Annotated in this window: 23 protein-coding genes, 1 tRNA gene and 1 pseudogene; 20 read left to right on the top strand and 5 right to left on the bottom strand. The window is 60.8% G+C overall.

Annotated features, from left to right (window positions below; genetic code table 11):
• Nucleotides 1-151: 151 nt before the first annotated feature.
• The 12 genes from ldtR (at nt 152) to BN32_RS27205 (ending at nt 12531) form a co-directional block, all read left to right on the top strand.
• Nucleotides 152-664 carry a transcriptional regulator LdtR gene (ldtR, locus tag BN32_RS03940; protein ID WP_019196804.1) on the top strand — a complete coding sequence of 171 codons (513 nt, stop codon included), beginning with the start codon at nt 152-154 and terminating at the stop codon, nt 662-664.
• A 770-nt stretch (nt 665-1434) separates the two neighbouring features.
• Nucleotides 1435-2736, top strand: coding sequence for a serine hydroxymethyltransferase (gene glyA / locus BN32_RS03945; RefSeq protein ID WP_019196806.1), 1302 nt, complete (start codon nt 1435-1437; stop codon nt 2734-2736).
• Nucleotides 2737-2747: 11 nt separating this feature from the next.
• Nucleotides 2748-3233 carry a transcriptional regulator NrdR gene (gene nrdR, locus BN32_RS03950; protein ID WP_019196807.1) on the top strand — a complete coding sequence of 162 codons (486 nt, stop codon included), beginning with the start codon at nt 2748-2750 and terminating at the stop codon, nt 3231-3233.
• Between the two features lie 56 nt (nt 3234-3289).
• Nucleotides 3290-4393 carry a bifunctional diaminohydroxyphosphoribosylaminopyrimidine deaminase/5-amino-6-(5-phosphoribosylamino)uracil reductase RibD gene (ribD, locus tag BN32_RS03955; RefSeq protein WP_019196808.1) on the top strand — a complete coding sequence of 368 codons (1104 nt, stop codon included), beginning with the start codon at nt 3290-3292 and terminating at the stop codon, nt 4391-4393.
• A 59-nt stretch (nt 4394-4452) separates the two neighbouring features.
• Complete coding sequence (locus tag BN32_RS03960) at nt 4453-5061, top strand: riboflavin synthase (RefSeq protein ID WP_019196809.1); 609 nt, start codon at nt 4453-4455, stop codon at nt 5059-5061.
• A 47-nt stretch (nt 5062-5108) separates the two neighbouring features.
• Nucleotides 5109-5780 carry a TetR/AcrR family transcriptional regulator gene (locus BN32_RS03965; protein ID WP_019196810.1) on the top strand — a complete coding sequence of 224 codons (672 nt, stop codon included), beginning with the start codon at nt 5109-5111 and terminating at the stop codon, nt 5778-5780.
• Between the two features lie 377 nt (nt 5781-6157).
• Nucleotides 6158-7729 carry an AMP-binding protein gene (locus BN32_RS03970; RefSeq protein ID WP_244438147.1) on the top strand — a complete coding sequence of 524 codons (1572 nt, stop codon included), beginning with the start codon at nt 6158-6160 and terminating at the stop codon, nt 7727-7729.
• A 112-nt stretch (nt 7730-7841) separates the two neighbouring features.
• Nucleotides 7842-8336 carry a 6,7-dimethyl-8-ribityllumazine synthase gene (ribH, locus tag BN32_RS03975; RefSeq protein WP_040425946.1) on the top strand — a complete coding sequence of 165 codons (495 nt, stop codon included), beginning with the start codon at nt 7842-7844 and terminating at the stop codon, nt 8334-8336.
• Complete coding sequence (nusB, locus tag BN32_RS03980; protein ID WP_019196814.1) at nt 8333-8839, top strand: transcription antitermination factor NusB; 507 nt, start codon at nt 8333-8335, stop codon at nt 8837-8839. Before ribH ends, nusB begins: the two co-directional genes overlap by 4 nt.
• Before the next feature lie 2 nt (nt 8840-8841).
• Nucleotides 8842-9834 carry a thiamine-phosphate kinase gene (gene thiL / locus BN32_RS03985; RefSeq protein WP_019196815.1) on the top strand — a complete coding sequence of 331 codons (993 nt, stop codon included), beginning with the start codon at nt 8842-8844 and terminating at the stop codon, nt 9832-9834.
• Between the two features lie 234 nt (nt 9835-10068).
• The gene (locus BN32_RS03990; RefSeq protein ID WP_019196816.1) at nt 10069-12192 is read left to right on the top strand and encodes a sodium-translocating pyrophosphatase; all 2124 of its coding nucleotides are present in this window, start codon (nt 10069-10071) and stop codon (nt 12190-12192) included.
• Between the two features lie 186 nt (nt 12193-12378).
• Nucleotides 12379-12531 (top strand): hypothetical protein, encoded by a 153-nt coding sequence (locus BN32_RS27205; protein WP_019196817.1) that lies wholly within the window; start codon nt 12379-12381, stop codon nt 12529-12531.
• A gap of 87 nt (nt 12532-12618) precedes the next feature.
• Here BN32_RS27205 and BN32_RS03995 read toward each other — a convergent pair whose 3' ends face one another.
• Together BN32_RS03995 and BN32_RS04000 are read right to left on the bottom strand one after the other, a co-directional pair.
• Nucleotides 12619-13620, bottom strand: a complete 1002-nt coding sequence (locus tag BN32_RS03995) for a Bug family tripartite tricarboxylate transporter substrate binding protein (RefSeq protein ID WP_019196818.1) — start codon at nt 13618-13620, stop codon at nt 12619-12621.
• A 158-nt stretch (nt 13621-13778) separates the two neighbouring features.
• Nucleotides 13779-14255: an outer membrane protein assembly factor BamE gene (locus tag BN32_RS04000; RefSeq protein ID WP_051488434.1), complete on the bottom strand. Its 477-nt coding sequence runs from the start codon at nt 14253-14255 to the stop codon at nt 13779-13781.
• A 133-nt stretch (nt 14256-14388) separates the two neighbouring features.
• On the opposite strand from BN32_RS04000, the gene BN32_RS04005 reads away from it, so the two are divergent.
• The 6 genes from BN32_RS04005 (at nt 14389) to BN32_RS04030 (ending at nt 18920) form a co-directional block, all read left to right on the top strand.
• Entirely contained in the window at nt 14389-14943 is a 555-nt protein-coding gene (locus BN32_RS04005; protein ID WP_040425950.1) for a ubiquinol-cytochrome C chaperone family protein, read from the top strand.
• Nucleotides 14940-15530, top strand: a complete 591-nt coding sequence (locus BN32_RS04010; protein WP_019196821.1) for a YceD family protein — start codon at nt 14940-14942, stop codon at nt 15528-15530. Before BN32_RS04005 ends, BN32_RS04010 begins: the two co-directional genes overlap by 4 nt.
• 198 nt (nt 15531-15728) lie before the next feature.
• Nucleotides 15729-16790, top strand: a complete 1062-nt coding sequence (gene plsX, locus BN32_RS04015; protein ID WP_019196822.1) for a phosphate acyltransferase PlsX — start codon at nt 15729-15731, stop codon at nt 16788-16790.
• Nucleotides 16787-17764, top strand: coding sequence for a beta-ketoacyl-ACP synthase III (locus BN32_RS04020; protein ID WP_040425427.1), 978 nt, complete (start codon nt 16787-16789; stop codon nt 17762-17764). The genes plsX and BN32_RS04020 overlap by 4 nt, the downstream gene beginning before the upstream one ends.
• Before the next feature lie 128 nt (nt 17765-17892).
• The gene (locus tag BN32_RS04025) at nt 17893-18228 is read left to right on the top strand and encodes an integration host factor subunit alpha (RefSeq protein ID WP_019196824.1); all 336 of its coding nucleotides are present in this window, start codon (nt 17893-17895) and stop codon (nt 18226-18228) included.
• Nucleotides 18229-18263: 35 nt separating this feature from the next.
• Complete coding sequence (locus BN32_RS04030) at nt 18264-18920, top strand: MerR family transcriptional regulator (protein ID WP_019196825.1); 657 nt, start codon at nt 18264-18266, stop codon at nt 18918-18920.
• An 81-nt stretch (nt 18921-19001) separates the two neighbouring features.
• Here BN32_RS04030 and BN32_RS04035 read toward each other — a convergent pair whose 3' ends face one another.
• Together BN32_RS04035 and BN32_RS04045 are read right to left on the bottom strand one after the other, a co-directional pair.
• Entirely contained in the window at nt 19002-19271 is a 270-nt protein-coding gene (locus BN32_RS04035; RefSeq protein WP_019196826.1) for a hypothetical protein, read from the bottom strand.
• Between the two features lie 555 nt (nt 19272-19826).
• A tRNA-Pro gene (locus BN32_RS04045) sits at nt 19827-19904 on the bottom strand.
• A gap of 195 nt (nt 19905-20099) precedes the next feature.
• On the opposite strand from BN32_RS04045, the gene BN32_RS04050 reads away from it, so the two are divergent.
• Complete coding sequence (locus BN32_RS04050; RefSeq protein ID WP_019196828.1) at nt 20100-20384, top strand: hypothetical protein; 285 nt, start codon at nt 20100-20102, stop codon at nt 20382-20384.
• A gap of 29 nt (nt 20385-20413) precedes the next feature.
• On the opposite strand, the gene BN32_RS04055 is transcribed toward BN32_RS04050, so the two are convergent.
• Nucleotides 20414-21493: a D-TA family PLP-dependent enzyme gene (locus BN32_RS04055; protein WP_019196829.1), complete on the bottom strand. Its 1080-nt coding sequence runs from the start codon at nt 21491-21493 to the stop codon at nt 20414-20416.
• A gap of 221 nt (nt 21494-21714) precedes the next feature.
• Here BN32_RS04055 and BN32_RS04060 point away from each other — a divergent pair.
• A pseudogene (locus tag BN32_RS04060) lies at nt 21715-22211 on the top strand (hypothetical protein).
• The last annotated feature ends 41 nt before the right edge of the window (nt 22212-22252 follow it).

Consider the following 22252-nt stretch of genomic DNA (forward strand, 5'->3'; position numbering starts at 1 on the left):
TCGATGTAACATACGATTCACCGTTTCAAATAAACCATCTCTTTATGCTGTTATTTAAGCTGATCTTCAAACGCCTCCCTTAGTTTGCACCTATCAGGCGAGACAAAAGTTTCGTCGAATAAGTCGTAAAAACGACAACAGGGGAAGTGTCATGATCAAAGCCGCCGCTACGGCAGTTGAACCTGCTCGCGACAACGCCGCTGCACCCGTGCAGCCGCTTTATCTCGAAGCTCTTACGCTGGTCGAACGTCTGCATCGTCGTCTGCTCGACGTCATCAAGGATGAATTCGATCGTCGCGGCCGCGCCGATATCAATTCGGTGCAGGCTCTGCTGCTCTATAACATCGGCGACAAGGAATTGACCGCCGGCGAGCTGCGTACGCGCGGCTACTACCTCGGCTCCAACGTCTCGTACAATCTGAAGAAGCTTGTCGAGATGGGCTTCCTCGATCATCAGCGCTCGCGCGTTGATCGCCGATCGGTCCGGATTCGTCTGACCGCACAGGGCCAGGAAATCCGCCACATCGTCGACGCGCTGTATCAGAAGCACGTCAAGACGGTCGAGCAGGTGGGCGGGATCTCGAACGCCGAGTTCGCGACGCTGAACAAGTCGCTGCATCGCCTCGAGCGCTTCTGGACCGACCAGATCCTGTATCGGCTCTGAGCCTTTCACAAATTTCGGGTCAGTCGGCTAACTTAAAAAGACCGGCGGCCTGCACTTACCTTTCACAGTTTACGCCGGTGCCCTCCGGCTTTACCGAAGTGCGCGAAGATGCACGCGGAAGAATTCCGCACGAGTTTCCCCTGGTGTGGGATATGCGACTAGGCGCCTTCGGGCGCCTTTTCGCGTTCAGGCTCCAGAGAATCGACTCGTAAACGAGTCCTGAATCCGGAGGCGCCAAAGCCAAAAATATCGTCCGAGACTCTTGCGCGGACTCTTTCCATCATCCTCAAATCATGAGGCCGATTCTCAAATTTGCCGGCGACCGGCTGCAGGTCGCACTGATGCTCGTTCTGCTGGCTGCGTGCTCGCTGAACGTGATGTTCCTTTGCGCGCGGCTGTAGGCGCGTCGCCCGTTTGGGCGGTTTTCTTCGCACACCGTCTCCGTTTTCCGGATCGTGCCTCCCGGTGCGAATTTTATTTGCCCAACCCGGAAGGTTCCAGCCCGGGAATGTGGGCAAAAAGGCGCCTTGCGGCCCCCGGGCGGGGGCGGAAGCAGCACAAACAGCGCTCCCAGAGCGACTTGGCACTATAACGGTTGGCACACCGCCCACGGGGGCGGCTTGGAACAGGGCTGCCCGGCATAAATAGCGGCCCACGGGCTTGGAACTTGGCCACCCCCGCCAGATATGGTATCTCGCGGCTGCCGCCCTTGAGACCCTCAATAGCCGCCCGTAGCCGCCTGAAGGCTGCGGCGGTGGAGATATTCCGCAATGAGTTCATCTGCCAAGACTGCTTCCGCTCCCGACTCGTTTTTCACGGCTTCGCTTGCGCAGGCCGATCCTGAGATCGCGAACGCGATCAAGGGTGAGCTCGGTCGCCAGCAGCACGAGATCGAGCTGATCGCGTCGGAGAACATCGTCAGCCGCGCCGTTCTCGAGGCGCAGGGCTCGGTGATGACCAATAAGTATGCGGAAGGCTATCCGGGCGCACGCTATTACGGCGGTTGTGAATTCGTCGATGTCGCCGAGAACCTCGCCATCGAGCGCGCCAAGAAATTGTTCGGTGCGAATTTCGCCAACGTGCAGCCGAACTCCGGCAGCCAGATGAATCAGGCCGTCTTCCTCGCGCTCTTGCAGCCGGGCGACACCTTCATGGGCCTAGACCTCGCAGCTGGCGGACATCTCACTCATGGCGCGCCGGTCAATATGTCCGGCAAGTGGTTCAAGCCAGCGCACTACACTGTGCGCCGCGAAGACCAGATCATCGATATGGACGCGGTGGCGAAGCAGGCGGAGGAGATCAAGCCGAAGTTGATCATCGCCGGCGGCTCTGCCTATTCGCGTGCGTGGGACTTCAAGCGCTTCCGTGAGATCGCCGACAGCATCGGCGCCTACTTGATGGTGGACATGGCACATTTCGCCGGCCTCGTTGCGGGCGGTGTCCATGCGTCGCCGGTGCCGCACGCCCATGTCACCACGACCACGACGCACAAGTCGCTGCGCGGTCCGCGCGGCGGTTTGATCCTCAGCAACGACGAAGCCATCGCCAAGAAAATAAACTCTGCGATCTTCCCCGGCCTGCAAGGCGGCCCGCTGATGCACGTGATCGCCGCGAAGGCTGTCGCGTTCAAGGAAGCGCTGCAGCCGGACTTCAAGATCTACGCCAAGAACGTGGTCGAGAACGCCAAGGCGCTGGCTGAAACGCTGCGCTCCAACGGATTCGAAATTGTCTCGGGCGGCACCGACAATCACCTGATGCTGGTCGACCTGCGACCGAAGGGGCTCAAGGGCAATGTGTCCGAGAAGGCGCTGGTCCGCGCCGGTCTCACCTGCAACAAGAACGGTATTCCGTTCGACCCTGAGAAGCCGTTCGTGACCTCGGGTCTGCGTCTTGGTACGCCGGCTGCGACCACACGCGGCTTCGGCGTCGCTGAATTCAAGCAGGTCGGTGCGCTGATCTCGGAAGTGCTCAACGCCGTCGCTCAGTCGGGCGAAGGCTCAGCGCCTCTGGTTGAGGCGTCGGTGAAGGAGAAGGTGAAGGAACTCACCAGCCGTTTCCCGATCTACAGTTAAGGGGACGCTGAATGCGCTGCCCAAGCTGCAACAGTCTCGATACGCAGGTGAAAGATTCACGGCCGACGGAAGATTCGGCCGTGATTCGGCGGCGGCGCGTCTGCATGGCGTGCAATTTCCGCTTCACTACCTTCGAGCGGGTGCAGCTTCGCGAACTCACCGTCATCAAGCGCAACAGCCGTCGCGTTCCGTTCGACCGCGACAAGCTGGTGCGCTCGCTCCAGATCAGCCTCCGCAAGCGTCCGGTCGATCCCGAGCGCGTCGAGAAGATGGTCTCGGCCATCGTGCGCGAGCTTGAAAGCGGCGGCGAGGCGGAGATTTCCTCGGAGGTCATCGGCGAGACCGTGATGGAGCATTTGCGTCAGCTCGACGATGTGGCCTATGTCCGCTTCGCCTCGGTCTATCGTAACTTCCGCGAGGCCAAGGACTTCGAGGCTGTGCTTGGTGAATTGTCGGGCGAGGACGAACCGCCGCGGCCGGCAGTGGTGCGCAAGTGATTTTTTCACGGCGCAGCATTCGCTAATCCGCTAGCTTGACAGCTGTGCGGGACTCAATGGCTGAAGATTTTCGTTACATGCAGCTTGCGCTGGCGCTCGGCCGGCGCGGGCAGGGCCGTACGTGGCCGAATCCGGCGGTGGGCGCGGTCATCGTCAAGGATGGTGTTATTGCCGGGCGCGGCTGGACCCAGCCCGGCGGGCGGCCTCATGCCGAGCCCGAGGCTTTGAAACGAGCGGGCGAGGCGACGCGTGGCGCGACGCTCTACGTCACGCTGGAGCCGTGTTCGCATTTCGGGAAATCGCCGCCATGCGCGGATGCGATCATCGCTGCGGGTATCGCGCGGGTCGTCTCCGCTGTTGAAGATCCAAATCCAGAAGTTGGCGGGCAGGGACACGCGCGGCTGCGCGCGGCAGGCATTGTCGTTGACGTCGGCCTTTGCAAGGACGAAGCCGCGCGCGATCATGCCGGGCACTTCCTGCGCGTCAGCGAGAAACGCCCGTTCGTTATTTTGAAGTTGGCCGTATCCGCCGACGACAAGATCGCGGCTGCGGGTCACCAGCCGGTTGCAATTACCGGCGAGGCGGCGAAGGCGCGGGTGCATCTGCTGCGCGCACAGAGCGACGCGATCCTGGTCGGCATTGGCACGGTGCTCGCCGACGATCCGCTGCTCACGGTGCGTCTGCCGGGGTTGGAAGCACAATCGCCGGTGCGCGTGGTGCTGGATCGTGCGCTGCGGCTGCCGGGCGCCAGCAAGCTGGTTCATTCCGCGCGGCAGACGCCGCTCTGGGCGATGACGTCCGATCTGTCTGAAGCCCCAGCGGCAATGAAGCTGGGCGCAGCGGGTGCGCAGGTCATCCGCGTGCCCGTGGCGAACGCACCCACGCCGGGCCTCGATCTCACATCCGCTTTAAGCGCGCTAGCCGAGCGCGGCATCACGCGGCTGATGGTCGAAGGTGGCGCACGGGTGGCGTCGTCGTTCCTGAGCGCGGGCTTGGTCGACGAGGTCTGGCTGCTGCGAGGGCCGAGTGACATCGGCATGGACGGTATTTCGGCGCTCGATACGCAGCCGCTGTCGGTCATCACCCAGTCGCCTCGCTGGCGCGCGCGTGCTACCGAGGCCTTGGATAAAGACACACTCACGATCTATGAACGATCATGATCCGGAAAGGTGGGAACCGGTTTTCCGATTAGATCATGATCAATTAAGAAGAGACCTAGATGTTCACCGGCATCATCACGGACCTTGGCGAAATCACCAGCGTCACGCCGACGGCGCAAGGACAGTTGCACCGGCTGCGCATCGCATGCCGCTACGATCAGGCGACCATCGCGGACGGTGCGTCGATCGCCTGCAACGGCGTGTGCCTGACAGTGGTGCAGTCCGGTATGGACCAGGACAGGACATGGTTCGACGTCGATGCGGCTGCTGAAACACTGCGGCTGACAACGGCAAAGGGCTGGGGCAAGGGGACGCGCCTCAACCTCGAGCGCGCGCTCAAGATCGGCGACGAAATCGGCGGACACATCGTTGCCGGGCATGTCGATGGCATTGCGACGATTATCACGCGCGATGACCTGCCGGACATGGCGAGGTTCGAGTTGCATGCGCCGCGCGATCTTGCAAAATTCATTGCGGCGAAGGGATCGGTGGTGCTCGATGGCGCTTCGCTGACGGTCAATACCGCCGTTGACGATGTATTTTCCGTTCTCATCATTCCGCACACGCTACACGTCACGACGCTGAGCGACTGGCGCGTGGGATCGGAAGTCAATCTCGAAATCGATTTGATGGCACGTTACGCCGCGCGATTGATCGAAATGAAATAGAAGGCGCCTGATGGCGCGGGCCGGCAGGGCAGAGCGACGGGATTGGCATGCGTAAGCAACTCACCGATCACCAGGTCGAGGTCTTCCGGGAGCGGCTGCTTCGCGCGGCCGAGAAGCTCTTTGCTATGCACGGCGTCGCGGGCGTTTCGATGCGCCAGATCGCGCAAGCGCTCGGCTATAGTCAGACGGCGGCCTATCGCTATTTCGCCAACAAGGACGAAATTCTTGTGGCGATGCGGGCGGCGGCCCTCGATCGCTTCTGCGGCCACCTTGAGGCGGCGTTCGACCCGGCAAGGGATGCGCGCAAGAACGCGCGTGCCGTCGGGCAGGCCTTTCTGGATTTTGCGCTGAAACATCCCGACACCTATCGGCTGATTTTCTTTACGGAGAATCTTGAGGAGGCGATTGCGCCGCAGTTTTCGGCGACGATGACGCGTTTCCGCGCCACCATGACCACCTACGTGCAGGCACTTGTGGATGCCGGACATATCGAGGGTGACGTGAAAACATTGGCCGAGGCATTTTTCTCCGCTGCGCATGGTATCGTCATGATGCACATGAGCGGCCTGTTACGCACGGTCCGCGAGAGGGATGCATTGCATCTTGCCTCGATGCGTCTCATCGCGAGCGGCGCGGGGATGTCCGGCGTCCCGGAAGGCAACTTGAAAAAGCCTGTCAGGATTGCTGCGAATGGGCGTACCGTTTCCCGCAAAACTTGACGCTGTTAAATTAATTAAATAGCTTGCCGCCCAAAATCGGGGACACGCTCCGCGTGATCGACTGAGACCAGTTCAAGGGGGATTCAGATGCCGCTTTTCAGCGATTATCCGGTTGCCACGCTCAAGGACGTCATCAAGTTTGAATCGGAGAAGACGCTGGAGCAGCGCTACGATGCGCGCAGCGTCTACGACATTTTTGCGAAGAGTGCGGCGGAGCATCCTGATCGCATCGCGCTGACCATGCTGATGACCGGTGCCGAAGATGAGACGCCGCGTCTCGTCACGTACCGGCAGATGCTCGATGGCGTCACCCGCGCGGCGAATTTCTTCGCGAGCCTTGGGGGGCGGGTGCGGGCGTTGCCTACATCCTTCCCAGTCTGGTCGAGACCCATTTCACGCTCTGGGGCGCGGAGGCCGCCGGTTACGCGGTGCCGATCAACTTCCTGCTCCAGGCACAGAACATCGCCGATCTCGTCCAGGCGTCTGGCGCAAAGATTTTGGTGGCATTGGGTCCGCATCCGCAGCTGGATATCTGGCAGAAAGCGGTTGAGGTCGGAAAACTGCTGCCGGACGTCAAGCTGGTACAGGTCTCGCTGTCTGATGCGCCGTTACCGGAAGGTGTCTTCGGCTTTGGCCCGGAGCTGAAGTCGCAGGACGGCAATGCGCTGTCGTTCGGCAAGGCAAGGGGTGGCGATGACGTTGCCGCCTATTTCCACACCGGCGGTACCACCGGTTCGCCGAAACTCGTTACCCATACCCATCGCATGCAGATCGCGGCGGGGTTCGGTGGAACAGTATTGCAGGATTTGAGCGAGACCGATGTCATCACCAACGGTCTGCCTCTGTTTCATGTCGCGGCGACGATTTCCTGCGGGCTGTCGTTTTTCATCGCGGGCGCGAACATCCTCGTGCTGTCGCCGGCGGGGATGCGCAATCCGGTCATCATCAAGAATTTCTGGAAAATCGTTGAACGCTATCGCGCGACCGTGATCGGTGGTGTGCCCACCGCATTGGCTGCGCTGCTGAATGTACCGGTCGATGCCGACATTTCATCGGCTCGTTACAGCATCTCTGGCGCGTCATTGCTGCCGCGTGCGGTTGCTCTGCAGTACCAGAAGATGACCGGGACCCAGATCCACGAAATCCTAGGCATGACCGAAACCGGCGGGCTGGTGTCCATCGATCCCGCCGCTGCGGAGCCGGTGCTAGGCTCTGTCGGCGTCCGGTTGCCGTATACGCAGGTCGTGGTTCGGAAACTCGGCGCTGACGGTTCGCTGGGCGAGGCCTGCGCGCCGCACGAGGTTGGCGTCACGACCGTGTCTGGCCCGAACGTCACGCCGGGCTACAAGGACCAGAGCCATAACAGCAGCGCGCTGCGCGACGGTCATCTCGACAGCGGCGACCTGGCTTACACCGACGAGCAGGGGCGGTTGTTCATCGCCGGGCGCTCGAAAGATCTCATTATCCGCAGTGGCCACAATATCGATCCCGTTCTGATCGAGGACGCATTGCAGTCCCATCCGGCAGTGGCTCTTGCGGCTGCCGTCGGGCAACCGGACAAATACGCAGGCGAACTGCCGGTGTGTTACGTCGCCCTCAAGCCGGGCGCGCAGGTGACCGCCGACGAACTCAAAGCCTATGCCGAGCCGCTGATCGCGGAGCGTCCGGCATGGCCCAAGCAGATCATTGTCATCGACGCCATTCCGGTCACCAGTGTCGGCAAGATTTTCAAGCCGCAATTGCGCACCGACGCCGTCCACCGGCTCGTCGCCCAGGTGATTGCGGAAGCCGCCGGAGCGGCCGACGCTGCGATCGATGTCGCAGCGGGCGGCAAACGCGGCATCGACGTGACGGTGACGTTGCCCCGTGCGATGGCAAGTCAGCACGCCGCGGTTGAGAAGGCGCTGGCCGGCTATCTGTTCGATTACAAGGTGACACAGGCCAATTGAGGCGGATTCGGAGCTGCATCCCTGCCTTGAAAAGGGGCTGTTGTGCTTGGCTTTGTAGCGCTCAGCGACTACAAACGCGCAAACACCGAAACCCTTTTGACTGGATGGAATGATGGCTGAACCGCGCCGCGCAGAACTCAAGGATCCAACCGACATTAGCGGCGCGACCGTCGTCATTATCGAAGCCCGGTTTTACGACGATATTCAGGAAGCGCTGCTTCAGGGTGCGATCAAGGAGCTGGAGGCTGCGGGCGTCGGCTACGATGTGATCAGTGTTCCGGGCGCTCTCGAAATTCCGGCAGCGATCGCTATCGCGCTCGACGCATCGAAGAAGAATGGTCGGCAATATGATGGAGCCATCGCGCTGGGCTGCGTGGTGCGCGGCGACACCATCCACTTCGAGATCGTCTCGATGGAATCGTCGCGGGCACTGATGGACCTCGCCGTGGCACGCAGCCTGCCGCTCGGCAACGGCATCATCACCGTCAACACCACGGAACAGGCGTGGGAGCGCGCCCGCGCCGACAAGCTGAACAAGGGCGGCGACGCGGCCCGTGCGGCGCTCACCATGATGCGCATCAAGAAGCGTTTGGCGAAACCGCTATGAGCGACGCTAAAAAAGCCGGCGACAAGGGACCGGGCGATCGCAAGGCCAACCGGCGCGGCGCTGCGCGTCTTGCCGCCGTGCAGGCCCTGTACCAGATGGACATCGCCGGCGCTGGCATTGAGGACATCTTCGCCGAGTTTGAAAGCCATTGGCTTGGCAGCGAAGTCGAGGGCGACACCTATCTGCCGGCTGAAGCCGCGTTCTTCAAGGACGTGGTGTCCGGTGTGGTGCGCGACCAGAGCAAGCTCGACCCTTTGATCGACAAGGCACTCGAAAGCGGCTGGCCGCTGAAGCGCATTGACGCGATCCTGCGCGCAACGCTCCGGGCGGGGGCCTATGAGCTCGAACACCGCAAGGATATTCCGGCGCGTGTCGTGGTGTCGGAATATGTCGATGTTGCCCATGCTTTCGTGGATAAGGACGAAACCGGCATGGTGAATGCCGTGCTCGACCAGATCGCGCGGCAGTTCCGTGCGCCTGAATTCGCACGGACGGGGCATTAACAATGACGACGCCGGGTGCCGCAGCATCGGGCGAGGACGATCTGATCGCGCGCTACTTCCGTCCGCTCGCGACCGATCCCGGCGCGTTCGGCCTTATCGATGATGCGGCGTTACTGAATCATACGGGTGACGATCTTGTCTTGACGACGGACGCCATCGTTGAAGGCGTTCATTTTCTCTCCGGCGATCCGCCGGACACCATCGCGCGCAAGGCGTTGCGGGTGAACCTGTCAGATCTGGCGGCTAAGGGCGCAGTCCCCGCAGGATTCGTCCTGACGCTGGCGTTGCGCGAAGCGAAGGAAGAATGGCTGGCGCCATTCGCGCGCGCCCTCGGCGAAGATGCTGCGACGTTCAATTGTCCGGTGCTGGGCGGCGATACGGTGTCGACGCCCGGGCCGCTCATGATCTCGATCACGGCCTTCGGTCGCGTGCCGCCGGGCAAAATGGTTCGCCGCAGCGGCGCGAAGCCTGGCGACCGGATTGCGGTGACTGGCACAATCGGCGATGCAGCACTGGGCCTGCGTCTTCTCAAGGAGCAGGCGGGTGAGGGGCTCGATATGCTGTCCCGCGAATTCCTGATCCAGCGCTATCGCGTACCACAGCCGCGCAATGCGCTCGCTGTTGTGATCCGCGAACATGCGAGCGCAGCGATGGACGTGTCGGACGGACTGGCCGGTGATCTCGCTAAACTGTGCGCTGCATCTGGCATTTCCGCAGCGATCAATCTGGCAGATGTTCCGCTTTCGGAGCAGGCGCGCGCGCTGGTCACTAAGGGAAGCTCCAGCATGGAAGCCATCGTGTCGGGTGGCGACGATTACGAGGTCGCCTGCGCTGTTCCGGAGAATCGCTGGGATTCGTTTCTCGCCGCCGCAAGACTGACCAATGTGCAGGTTACAGGCATCGGCAGGGTCGAGGCTGGTGCGGCTGCTCCGCAGTTCCTCGATGCGGCGGGCAAGCCAGTGGCGTTGAAACGCCTGTCCTACAGCCATTTCTGAGATTTTTCGCACTGCACACAAATGCCCTGTGCGGCATTCGTTGAATTGCCCGAAAAGGGGCTTGCGGGGCTTTGGCGGCGTTGCGTCACGGATATGATTTTGGCAATGTCCGCGCCGAATTGAGGCAGCATTTCGCCCTTTGACGAAGCATGCCTCCTTTTTTGCGCGCCCGGCCACCCTGTACGGCCGGTGGGGCGTTACTGGGGAAACAACAGGGATCTGAGGCAAAAATCAATGACAGCATTATGGTTGATCGTGCTCGCGGGAGCGCTTTCCATTGTCTACGCCGCGTGGGCAACCTCGTCGGTGCTCGGGGCAGACGCGGGCAACGCCCGCATGCAGGAAATCGCAGCGGCGGTGCGCGAAGGTGCGCAGGCTTATCTCAAGCGCCAGTACATGACGATCGGTGTCGTCGGCATCGTGATCTTCGCGCTGCTGGCTTACTTCCTCGGCATTCTCGTGGCGATCGGGTTTCTGATCGGCGCAGTGCTCTCAGGCGCTGCCGGCTTCATCGGCATGAACGTGTCGGTGCGTGCCAATGTCCGCACAGCGCAGGCGGCGACCAAGTCGCTCGCTGGCGGTCTTGAACTGGCGTTCAAGGCCGGTGCCATCACCGGCATGCTGGTGGCTGGTCTCGCGCTGCTCGGCGTGACGCTTTACTTCATCTACCTGACGCAGGGCCGCGGGCTCGCCGTGAACGACCGCATCGTGGTCGATTCGCTGGTGGCGCTCGGCTTCGGCGCATCGCTGATCTCGATCTTCGCCCGTCTCGGCGGCGGCATCTTCACCAAGGGTGCGGACGTCGGCGGCGATCTCGTCGGCAAGGTCGAAGCTGGTATCCCGGAAGACGATCCGCGCAACCCCGCCACCATCGCTGACAACGTCGGCGACAACGTCGGCGACTGCGCCGGCATGGCGGCCGATCTGTTCGAGACCTACGCGGTGACGGCTGTCGCCACCATGGTACTTGCGGCGATCTTCTTCGCTGGCGCGCCTGCGTTGCTGCCCAACATGATGATCCTGCCGCTCGCTATCGGCGGCATCTGCATCCTGACCTCGATTGTCGGCACCTTCTTCGTGAAGCTCGGCGCAAGCCAGTCGATCATGGGCGCGCTGTACAAGGGCCTGATTGCTACCGGCATTCTGTCGCTGTTCGGCGTGGCCTTCGTGATCCATCAGCTGATCGGCTTCGGTCCGCTCGCGGGCGTGAAGTACACCGGCCTTGCACTGTTCGAGTGCGGCGTCGTCGGTCTCGTGGTGACGGGTCTCATCATCTGGATCACCGAATACTACACCGGAACCGATTTCCGTCCGGTGAAGTCGATCGCGCAATCGTCAGTGACCGGCCACGGCACCAACGTGATCCAGGGTCTCGCGATCTCGATGGAATCGACCGCCGGCCCGGCGATCGTGATCATCGCGGGCATCCTCGTCACCTACAGCCTCGCGGGCCTGTTCGGCATTGCGATTGCCACCACGACGATGCTGGCGCTGGCCGGCATGATCGTCGCGCTCGACGCTTTCGGCCCAGTCACTGACAATGCCGGCGGCATTGCCGAAATGGCCGGCCTGCCGAAGGAAGTGCGCAAGGCGACCGACGCGCTCGACGCCGTCGGCAACACCACCAAGGCTGTCACCAAGGGCTACGCCATTGGTTCGGCTGGTCTCGGCGCGCTGGTGCTGTTCGCGGCTTACAATGAAGATCTCAAGTTCTTCATCGCCAACGCTGCGAAGTATCCATACTTCCAGGGTGTCATTCCTGACTTCTCGCTCAACAACCCCTACGTCGTGGTCGGCCTGCTGTTTGGCGGTCTGCTTCCGTATCTGTTCGGCGCGATGGGCATGACCGCTGTCGGTCGTGCCGCCGGTGCGATCGTCGAGGAAGTGCGTCGTCAGTTCCGCGAAAAGCCAGGCATCATGAAGGGCACCGACAAGCCGGATTACGGCAAGGCCGTCGACCTTCTGACCAAGGCTGCGATCAAGGAAATGATCATTCCGTCGTTGCTGCCGGTGCTGTCGCCGATCTTCGTCTACTTCGCGATTTACGCGATTGCGGGCGGCGGCGCGGCTGGCAAGTCGGCAGCGTTCTCGGCGGTCGGCGCAATGTTGCTCGGCGTGATCGTCACCGGCCTGTTCGTTGCTATCTCGATGACCTCGGGTGGCGGCGCGTGGGACAACGCCAAGAAGTACATCGAAGATGGCCACTTCGGCGGAAAGGGTTCGGATGCCCACAAGGCAGCCGTGACCGGCGACACCGTCGGCGATCCCTACAAGGATACGGCAGGTCCTGCCGTGAACCCGATGATCAAGATCACCAACATCGTGGCACTCCTGCTGCTCGCGATCCTGGCGCACTGATCGTCGTATTTCTGAATCGAAAACCCCGCGGCGCGAGCCGCGGGGTTCTTCTTTGCGCAGATGCCACACGCGATTGTTGCGATTTGATGACAGGTTGAATCGTTATCCACGCCGAAAATTTTGAAAGACGAGGAAACCCGGTCGCGACTGCGTGCGTTGTCTCCGGTTAAACAAGGGAGGCTACACATGGCAGCAGACGATGGCGATCCGTTCGAACAGGGGAAACTCGCGCGATTCAACAACGAGCCGCAAGACAATCCGTATCCGGAAAATACCGAGCAGCATCAACGCTGGGAGGCGGGCTACAGATTCGTCGAACAGGGATTGATGTCTGTCTGACTTCACGCTTGTGAACGGCCGCCTTGCAGGGCGGCCGTTTCACTTTTGGAAGAACGTTTTACCTTTGGAAGGATCACGTCGGGGACGTCAGTTGACGTCCATCTTGAGGCCTTCCTTGTTGATGATGCCCGCGAACTTCTTGATCTCGGCATCGATAAAGGCGCTGTATTGCTCAGGCGTTCCGTAATCGGGCACGGCCCCTATCGCGGCGATGTTCCTCTTGATATCGTCGCGTTCCAGCATCGTCTTGATCGCGGCGTTGTACGCATCGACGATCGGCCGCGGCGTTCCGGCCTGCATGAACATTCCGAACCAGGATGAGACGTCGAAGTTGGCAAGCTCCGGCGCGCTCTCGCGCATGGTCGGGATGTTGGGCGCCTTGAAGCTGCGCTCCGGCGTCGTGACGGCCAATGCGACGAGCTTTCCATCCTCGGTCTGCGGCAGCGATGGATAGAGATTGTCGAACAGGATCGCCACGTCCCCGCCCAGCGCCCCGGTGAGAGCGGGGCCGGCGCCCCGGAACGGAATATGAGTCATCTTCACGCCGGTCAATTGCATGAACCAGACGGCGGTCAGGTGCGGGCTTTGTCCAACGCCTGACGTGCCGTAGTTCAGTTTGTCGGGATTAGCCCTGAGATAGGTGATCAGCTCCTTGATCGACTTGATGCCGCTGGAAGGATGCGCCGACACGATGTTTGGAATGCGGATCGCATTGCTCACCGGTTGCAACTGATCGGCTTTGTAGGGCAGGGAGCGGAAGATGCTGAACGCCACAGCGTTCGGCCCTGGATTGCCGACGAGGATGCTGTTGCCGTCGGGTTTCTGTTGCACGTAGTAGGCGGTGCCGATCGTGCCACCACCGCCTGACTTGTTTTCAACGACGGCGGATATGCCCCACGCCTGCTGCAGATGTTGCGCGAGGTAGCGGCCGATGACATCCGTACTGCCGCCGGGTGCTGTCGGCACGATAATCCGCACCGTGTCGGTCGGACGCCAGTCGGCGGATTTTGCCGGACGCGGCCAGAGTGGGCTTGTGGAGAGGGCAGCAGTGCCTGACAGCACGGCGCGGCGCGATAGTGAGCGCGTCATCGGTTATCCTCCCAGATACATCTCGTTTGCGAGATACTGTTGGAAGGAAGCTAACGGGCAGGTTCCGTGGCTGCAAGCGCAGCTATTCGCAGCGCGGCGGGCGTATTTCGCTCAGCAAAATACCGACAGTTGAACTGCCGGTATGCTGGGCGGCCAAATCAGCGCGGGCTGAGCAGCTTGAAGATCGGCGTCAGGTAGCTCATTTCCTGACCGCTGGTCGGCGTGGTGCGGCTGATGAAGTCGAAGATCTTGCCGTCCTGGAGTCCATAGTTGGCGACGCGCTGGACCGTACGGTTCTTGTCGAAGTAGATCGCAATCACCCGCTGGTCGATGACACTTTGCTGCATGAAGGCGACTTTGCGTTCCGAGCGCTGGGAGATGTAATAGAAGACCTCGCCGCTCAGGGTGGCGACGGTGGACGGCGTTCCCATCACGATCAGAACCTGATCCTGGCTGGCGCCGATCGGGATTTGCTCAAGCGCGCCTGGGGGCAGGATGTAGCCCTTCTGGAACTGCTCGCCGGTGCAGGCGGCCAGAGCGGCGCAGACGAACATCATCGCAGCCGCCGCACGCAACCGCGCCACGAACCGTCGCTCTCCGGTGATTTGAAGACCGGGCCGTCTGAAAACAGTCATGTCGCGCGTGGCCTTCCTCTTGCCTCTTGCATCAGCCGAAGCGTTGACGTACCGGGCAGAGCTTCCGATTTCAACACACCGGGGGCCGTCAGGGCGATCTGGGATCGCCGCCGGCTTCGACGTGGAACCAAAAATGCTTTGGCCATTCAATCGCTTCAGGAATCCCACAGTCCCGCGCGGCACCATTGAAGCCATCTATGGCATGATCGTGGCGCAAGCGCGAGAACCGGCGTTTTACGCGAGCCTCGGCGTGCGCGACACGGTTAATGGCCGATTCGACATGCTGATCCTGCATCTGTGGCTAGTGCTGCGCCGGCTGCAAGCAGTGGAGGGTGGAAACAGTATGTCTCAAGCGCTTTTCGACCGATTCTGCGCTGACATGGACGACAATCTCCGGGAGATGGGGGTGGGCGACCTGACCGTCCCGAAGCGCATGCAGGCGTTCGGGGAGGCGTTTTATGGACGCTCTGCGGCCTACGATCTGGCCTTTGAGGCCGGTGACGAGGAATTGGCGCAGGCGTTGTCCAAGAATGTCTTCAACGGAGAGGCCGTGGATGGCGCGAGGGCGCTGGCATCGTACGTTCGTGAAGCCAGCAGCGGTCTCGCAAAATTGGCTGAGGAGGCCGTTCGCAAGGGAGCGTGGACGTTTCCACAGCCTATGGCCGCCTCCCAAGGCGGGGCATCATGAGCAAGGCGGGTCATATGCCGAATAGCGATCTTCCCTGGAGCTTCTCCGTTCTGGTGACCCAGCTGCCAGAAGCGGGGCTGCATCAGGTGCTGGAGGCCACTCCGGTTCAACGCGGTCTGTTGGCTGCTGCTGCCGGCGTGAATGCCGTCCTGCAAGCCGTAGCGACATTCGACGTCATTCCCGAGGCCGGAGGCATCGTGACTGTCACCGGCACGGTCAGGGCGCGGGTGGAGCAAAACTGCGTCGTATCGCTTGATCCGGTCGAGAACGATATCGATGAGGCCATTACGGCGGTTTTCGCGCCGCCATCGCAAATTTCATCAAGTCGGAAATCCATCCAGAAGGAGCAGGGCGAGGATGCCGAAATCCCAGATCCTCCGGAGCCCATCGTCAATGGTGCTATCGACCTCGGCCAACTGGCAGCTGAATTTCTGGCTCTGGGAATAGATCCCTATCCGCGTAAGCCGGGCGTGGCGTTCGCTCCGCCTGAGACCCCTGAAGACCCGGACGAACACCCGTTTGCAGCCCTGAAGGCACTCAAGGATAAGCCGGGCGTCTCCCGAGGTAAAAAACCCAAAGGAAAATGACGCTGCTGCGGGGAGCGCTTGACCAAACCTGTAGCTTGGGTCAAGCCGTTGTATCGCACCACAAAAACGCTATTGTCGCTGCCCGGCTGGGGTTGCGCTCGCAATAGCGAAGACTTCGGTCAACCGCTGTCACAACGATGGCTTCCAGCTCGCGGCCAGTCGCTTCGAGGCCGCAACGATCAGGTTTCCGGGACGCTTATGCCGCAGAAGGTTCGAATCGCGCTTGACGCCATGGGCGGCGATTTCGGTGCATCGGTCATCGTTCCGGGTGCGGCGCTCGCGTTGATGCGACACACCGACGTCGAATTCCTGTTGTTTGGCGACAGTGCCCTGATCGGTGCGCAACTCGACGCACATCCCGCCCTCAAGGCCGTCTCAAAGGTCTTTCACGCCGACATTGCGATCAGCATGGACGAGAAGCCGAGCCAGGCGTTGCGCCGGGGCCGCAAGTCGTCGTCGATGTGGCTGGCGATCGACGCCGTGAAGAGAGGCGACGCTGATGTCGTGGTGTCGGCCGGCAACACCGGGGCGCTGATGGCGATGTCGCGGCTCAATCTACGGATGATGCCCGGCATTGATCGCCCGGCGATCGCGGCGGTGTGGCCGACGGTGCGCGGCGAGTCCGTTGTGCTGGACGTCGGTGCCTCGATCGGCGGCGATGCCCGTCATCTTGCGTCGCTCGCGATCATGGGCAGCGCAATGGCGCGCGTTCTGTTCGATCTCGAACGTCCGACTGTAGGTCTGCTCAACATCGGCGTCGAGGAAGTAAAGGGCGTCGAGGAAGTGCGCGGGGCTGCCGAACTGCTCCGGGCCATGAACCTGTCGCAGCTTGACTTCATCGGTTTCGTCGAGGGCGACGGCATCGGCAAGGGTGCTGCCGACGTCATCGTGACCGAGGGATTCAGCGGCAACATCGCCCTGAAGACTGCTGAGGGAACGGCACGGCAGATCGCGGAATATCTGCGCAGCGCCATGAGCCGGACCTGGCGCTCCAAGCTTGGATATATTTTCGCGCGCGGTGCCTTCAACGCGTTGCGCGACAAGATGGACCCCCGCAAGGTCAACGGTGGCGTCTTTCTTGGGCTGAACGGGGTGGTCATCAAGAGCCACGGCGGCACTGACGCTGAGGGCTTTGCGTCGGCAGTTGATGTTGGTTATGACATGGTCCGCTACGATCTCCTGCCCAAGATCCATCAAACACTCAACCGCGACGGCCACGCTCTTTCGATCGTGCCGAATGCGCAGGAGGCTGTCTCGTGACTATGATGCGTTCGGTTGTGCTCGGCCACGGTGCTTACTTGCCGGAGCGCATTCTGACCAACGCCGAATTGGCGAAGATGGTCGACACGTCGGATGAGTGGATCGTTCAGCGCACGGGAATCAAGGAACGCCACATCGCGGCCGAGGGAGAGTTCACCTCCCATCTGGGCCTGAAGGCGGCGCAGGCGGCGCTCGCCAATGCCGGGATCGATGCACAATCGATTGACCTGATCGTTCTGGCGACCTCGACCCCGGACAACACCTTCCCGGCGACAGCGGTTGCGATCCAGCACGGCCTTGGCATCAATCACGGTGCTGCATTCGATCTACAGGCTGTCTGTACGGGTTTCATTTTCGCGCTGGCGACCGCCGACAATTTCCTGAAAAGCGGTGCATTCAAGCGCGCGCTGGTGATCGGGGCGGAAACCTTTTCGCGCATCCTGGACTGGAACGACCGTGGAACCTGCGTTCTGTTCGGCGATGGTGCGGGCGCAGTGGTTCTGGAGGCGCAGCCGCAGGCGGGAACCACCGCGGATCGCGGCATCCTCACCACGCATCTACGTTCCGACGGCCGTCACAAGGATAAATTGTTCGTCGATGGCGGGCCGTCCAGTACCCAAACCGTGGGCCATCTGCGGATGGAAGGGCGCGAAGTGTTCAAGCATGCCGTCGGCATGATCACGGACGTCATTATCGACGCTTTCCAGGCGACAGGCACGACCGCAGACGATGTCGACTGGCTGGTTCCCCATCAGGCCAACAAGCGCATCATCGATGCCTCGGCCAAGAAACTGCATATTGCGCCGCAGAAAGTGGTGCTGACGGTCGATCGTCATGGAAACACCTCGGCAGCCTCTATTCCGTTAGCGCTCGCGGTAGCCGTCGACGACGGACGCATCAGGAAGAACGATCTTTTGATGCTGGAAGCGATGGGAGGCGGCTTCACTTGGGGATCTGCGCTTTTGCGCTGGTGAGTCTTTTGCTAAAGTTTGTCGATAATTGAAAACAATTTCATGCTGTTGCATTGATGAGCAAGGTTGACCCTCGGTCGCTAAGCTCATAATTTCAGAACATAAATTTTTCGCCGTGAGCGGGGCAGGCGATGACCGGAACCGGGAAGACAGTCACACGCGTTGATCTGTGCGAAGCCGTCTACCAAAAGGTAGGGCTTTCGCGCACAGAGTCGTCTGCGTTCGTGGAACTTGTGCTGAAGGAGATCACTGATTGCCTCGAGAAGGGCGAGACGGTGAAATTGTCTTCGTTCGGCTCGTTCATGGTACGCAAAAAGGGCCAGCGTATCGGCCGCAATCCCAAGACCGGAACGGAAGTGCCTATCTCGCCGCGCCGGGTTATGGTGTTCAAGCCATCTGCGATTCTAAAGCAGCGTATCAACGGGAATGGCAGCGGCAGTGACAGTGCCAACGGCGCTGACGACTGACTTTAGAACAGCGGCTTTCAACGGGGAGCCTGCAATTGGACAAGGCGCCGGACGCGTTTCGGACAATCAGCGAAGTTGCTGATGACCTTGATGTGCCACAGCACGTCCTGAGGTTCTGGGAGACGCGCTTCAACCAGATCAAGCCGATGAAGCGGAGCGGCGGCCGCCGCTATTACCGTCCCGATGACGTCAACCTGTTGCGTGGCATCCGGCGGCTGCTCTACGGCGAGGGCTACACCATCCGCGGTGTGCAGCGCATTCTGCGCGAGCACGGGATCAAATCAGTCCAGGGCCTGACCGATGGCTCGGTCGATCATGCCACTGCTCTGTTCGATGGACCGTCGTTCGACGGGGACAGAGAAGACGACGGCGCGCCGGACCTGGCGAGCCCCGACCTCGACGGCGATGACGATCTGGATTCTCACGAAACTGCTGACCCTCGGGAAGCTAATTACGCATCCCCGCTGTCGTTGCGGGACCTTGGACCGCCGTTGACGGACATGGCGCCTCCGAAAGCGGTCGTGCCCAAACCCGTGCATCCGGTTCCGGCCGGGCCGTCCGGCGCCGAGGCCTATGCTCCCCCAAGTGTCCGGAAAAGCGCCAAGCCGACCGATCGCGGCAAGCTGCAGGAAGCGCTCGACGACCTGATCGGCGCACGCGCGCTGATCGACCAGGTGCTGAAGGATAATTGAGACGTTGCGCGAGGCAGCCAGCAGGCTGTCAGCGGAGCAATGCGGCATCGCGGCTTGCGAGCGCAACGGATCGCCGGGCCATCAGCCAACAATCATGGTTGGATGATAAAGCTTCCTGGAAAGAATAAAGCTTGATTCCAACTCTGGGCTGCAAACCGCAATCATGTTTCCATGCACCGTGAGGTCCTTTGGCCCACCTTCCATCTTGTTTTCCCCGTTGATCGCTTGAAAGGTTTGGTCGTCGCCAACAGTCGTTTGTGCCGCCGAAACCTGACTCCAGTTCAAGCCGAAGTGACTTCTGCGCGGCTCATAGACACTGAAGAAATTTCTGCCAGCGTTGGTTACAATCAAGTGGTTGGTCTGCGGAGTGAACGCAACGGAATGGGGATTACCGCAGGTTCTTATTTTCGATGACTGTCACGGGTCTCCGGTTCGTGCCAAGACACCAAAAGATCGGCGCCCGGTTGAGCGTCCTCCTGAATATCGCGACCGGTCCGCAGGATCACCGCGTCGATATCCAGCTAAAGAACAAAATCAAAATCGCTACGCAGGGCGGCTATGATCGCCGGGATCTTCATCCAGGAATCCGTGAAACCCGAACCATCCGGTTTGTGGACGATCAATTCGTATCCATGGCGGGCCGCGAAGGCCTTCATCCGTACGTCAGGGTGGCGAACTGGGCAAAGCCATCGCCCTGATATGCCGTTACGATGCAGCAGCGGGACATTAAACTGCTCCTGCTGTGGTTACACGCGGTTACAATCGGACTAATCAGTATGCACAGTGAAGGAGTCTTTCGAAGCAGCAAACCGGGCATGCGTTCGCAAGGACTTCCGTGCCGATCCTTGCAGGGCGGCTCGCGAATCCCGGCTCTGGGTCAAAAGAGCCTTGTTTTGCTGAGATAAATGGTCGGAGCGAGAGGATTTGAACCTCCGACCCCTAGTCCCCCAGACTAGTGCGCTAACCGGGCTGCGCTACGCTCCGAACCGTGCCAAGAGGCCCCGATCCTGTAGCCTCCTTCAGGCCACCGCGCAAGAAGGGGAAGCCTGCGATTTATGATACCGCAGGCCTCTTTCCGGGCACTCAGGCCCCGTTGCGGACGTCCCCGGATCACATCGCCGCATTCGCCGCTCGGCCGGCGAATGATCTAAAATTCGTGCGATTCGCCGGGGAGCTTCCATGAACGAGACTTTGATTTCCGCCTGCCAGATGTTTCTCATCCCGGCAACGATCCTCTTTGCCGCGGTAGGCGTCGCGAACAGCCAAGGTCTGAAGCTGCTCGTTTGCGTCATGGGAGTGGCGACCGCGGGGCTATGGATCTATCGCGTCTGGTATTGGGCCGGCTTGTCGCTATTGGATCGCAGGACGGCGCTCGGGCTCGCCGGTCTCTACGGTCTTGCGTGGATTTTTACACTTCTCATCCAGCTCAAGAACATGGTCAGCCCGGGATACAATCGGCGCTGACACTGCCGTCGCCCGTTTCTTTCCTGAGATTATCTAAGCTTCCCCCGCGCTGCGACAGGGAGGATGCCGATGATTTCATCGCCGCGGACCATAACGACTTCATCGGACATGTTCACCACAACGCAGACATGGTTCGGCACGATACGGACAACGTCGCCCACAGCCGGCCGAGTGTTGCTCTTCGCCAGATCGAGAAAGCCATGCTCCTCGGCGAAGCGGGCGATCCTGGCTTGCGGATGTTCGAGGATCAGCCCGTAACCGTCGAGTCCGCCGGTATCGGCTGTGAGCGTCTTTGAGCCTGCGTCGAGAATTCCGCGATCGGGAGCGGCGCGGCTGACCACGGTCGAATAGACATGCAACGCGCAGTCGTCCCATGTGGCAACGCCGGCAGCGACCTGCATGCGATCGTTGTAAATGTAGGTGCCGGGCCGATGCTCGGTCGCCCCCTTTAGCTTGCCGACGTTTTTCAGATTTGGCGATCCGCCGGTCGATACGATGGCCGGATCGAGCCCAAGCTGTCGAAGGCCGGCCGTTGCATCGTCAAAGAACCGCTGCGCCTCGGTCCAGCCCGTTTCCGTTGGATACATCAACAGCCCTGCAAATGAGAGTCCGGGTGTGCGAGCAATCTGGCTGGCGAGCGCGATGACCTCCGCAGGCGTCTCCACGCCCGCACGCTTGCGGCCGGTGTCGCACTCGATCACGATCGGCAGGGAGCGCCCTGCAATCGCTGCCGCGGCTGGCAATCCCGCGATGACGACTTCATTGTCTGCGGCGACCGTGATGTTTGTTCGGGCGAGCAGGGCACCGAGACGCGCTATCTTTTCTTCGCCAATGAGGTTGTAGCTGATGAGGATGTCGTCGATGCCGTCTTGCGCCATCACTTCTGCTTCTCCGAGCTTCTGGCACGTGATGCCCTTTGCACCGGCCTTGATCTGAAGTTGCGCGAGCAGGGGGCTTTTGTGGGTCTTGATATGGGGCCGATTGGCGACGCCGGCGGTATCGCAGATTTCCTGGGCCCGCGCGATGTTGCGTTCGACGCGATCCATGTCGATGACGAGGGCAGGCGTTCCGTATTCACGGGCGATTTTCAAGGCGAGTGGGTTGGTCAAGGACAATTCCTTTCGGACGGCCGTGGAGGCGTCGGTACTAATTCCCGACTTTGCCGGTATAGGTGGCAGTTTCACAAGTGATTGATCCTGGCCGGACATTGGCCCCTCCCAAATTCAAACTTATTCCTCCCCGATGATGGGAACCGTTCTCGCTCTTGCGAAGTTAGCGATCCAGATTTCTGCGCCTTTCGTCGCGCGGACTTGTCACAATGCGAGGTTCAATGTTTTCATTTGGATTAATCGGCCGGCGCGCGGCGATGGCCGGTGCTCTTGGCTTATCATTCATCTCCATCGATGTGCAGGCGCAGTCGGCCCATCCTTTCGCCGGCATGTCGGGCGTCTGGTCAGGCAAGGGGACGATCTCGTTCGAGAGCGGCGCGCGGGAGGCCATTCGCTGCCGCGCAACCTATGCCGTCCGAGAGGATGGGAATGCTCTTCAACAAATCCTGCGCTGCGCAAGCGACAGCTACAAGATCGAGCTGACCAGCAACGTTGTTGCCAATGGTGGAAAATTGTCCGGCACCTGGAGCGAATCCACCCGGAATGTCAGCGGCGACGTTCAAGGCACACGGCGGGTGGCCGGTTTCAGGTCGTCGTGAGCGCCGGGGCGTTTTCAGCGGATCTCGTAGCAACCACAAAGGGAAATTCCCAATCGGTTATGATCCGCTCATCAGGGAGCGAGTTCAAGGGTGCAAACATCACGCTGACGCGGACCTGATTCAAATCAGAGTGATTCAGATTGGAACGGCTGCCTCTCGT

It is taken from the genome of Afipia birgiae 34632 (genome assembly GCF_000308295.2).
GTDB lineage: Bacteria > Pseudomonadota > Alphaproteobacteria > Rhizobiales > Xanthobacteraceae > Afipia > Afipia birgiae.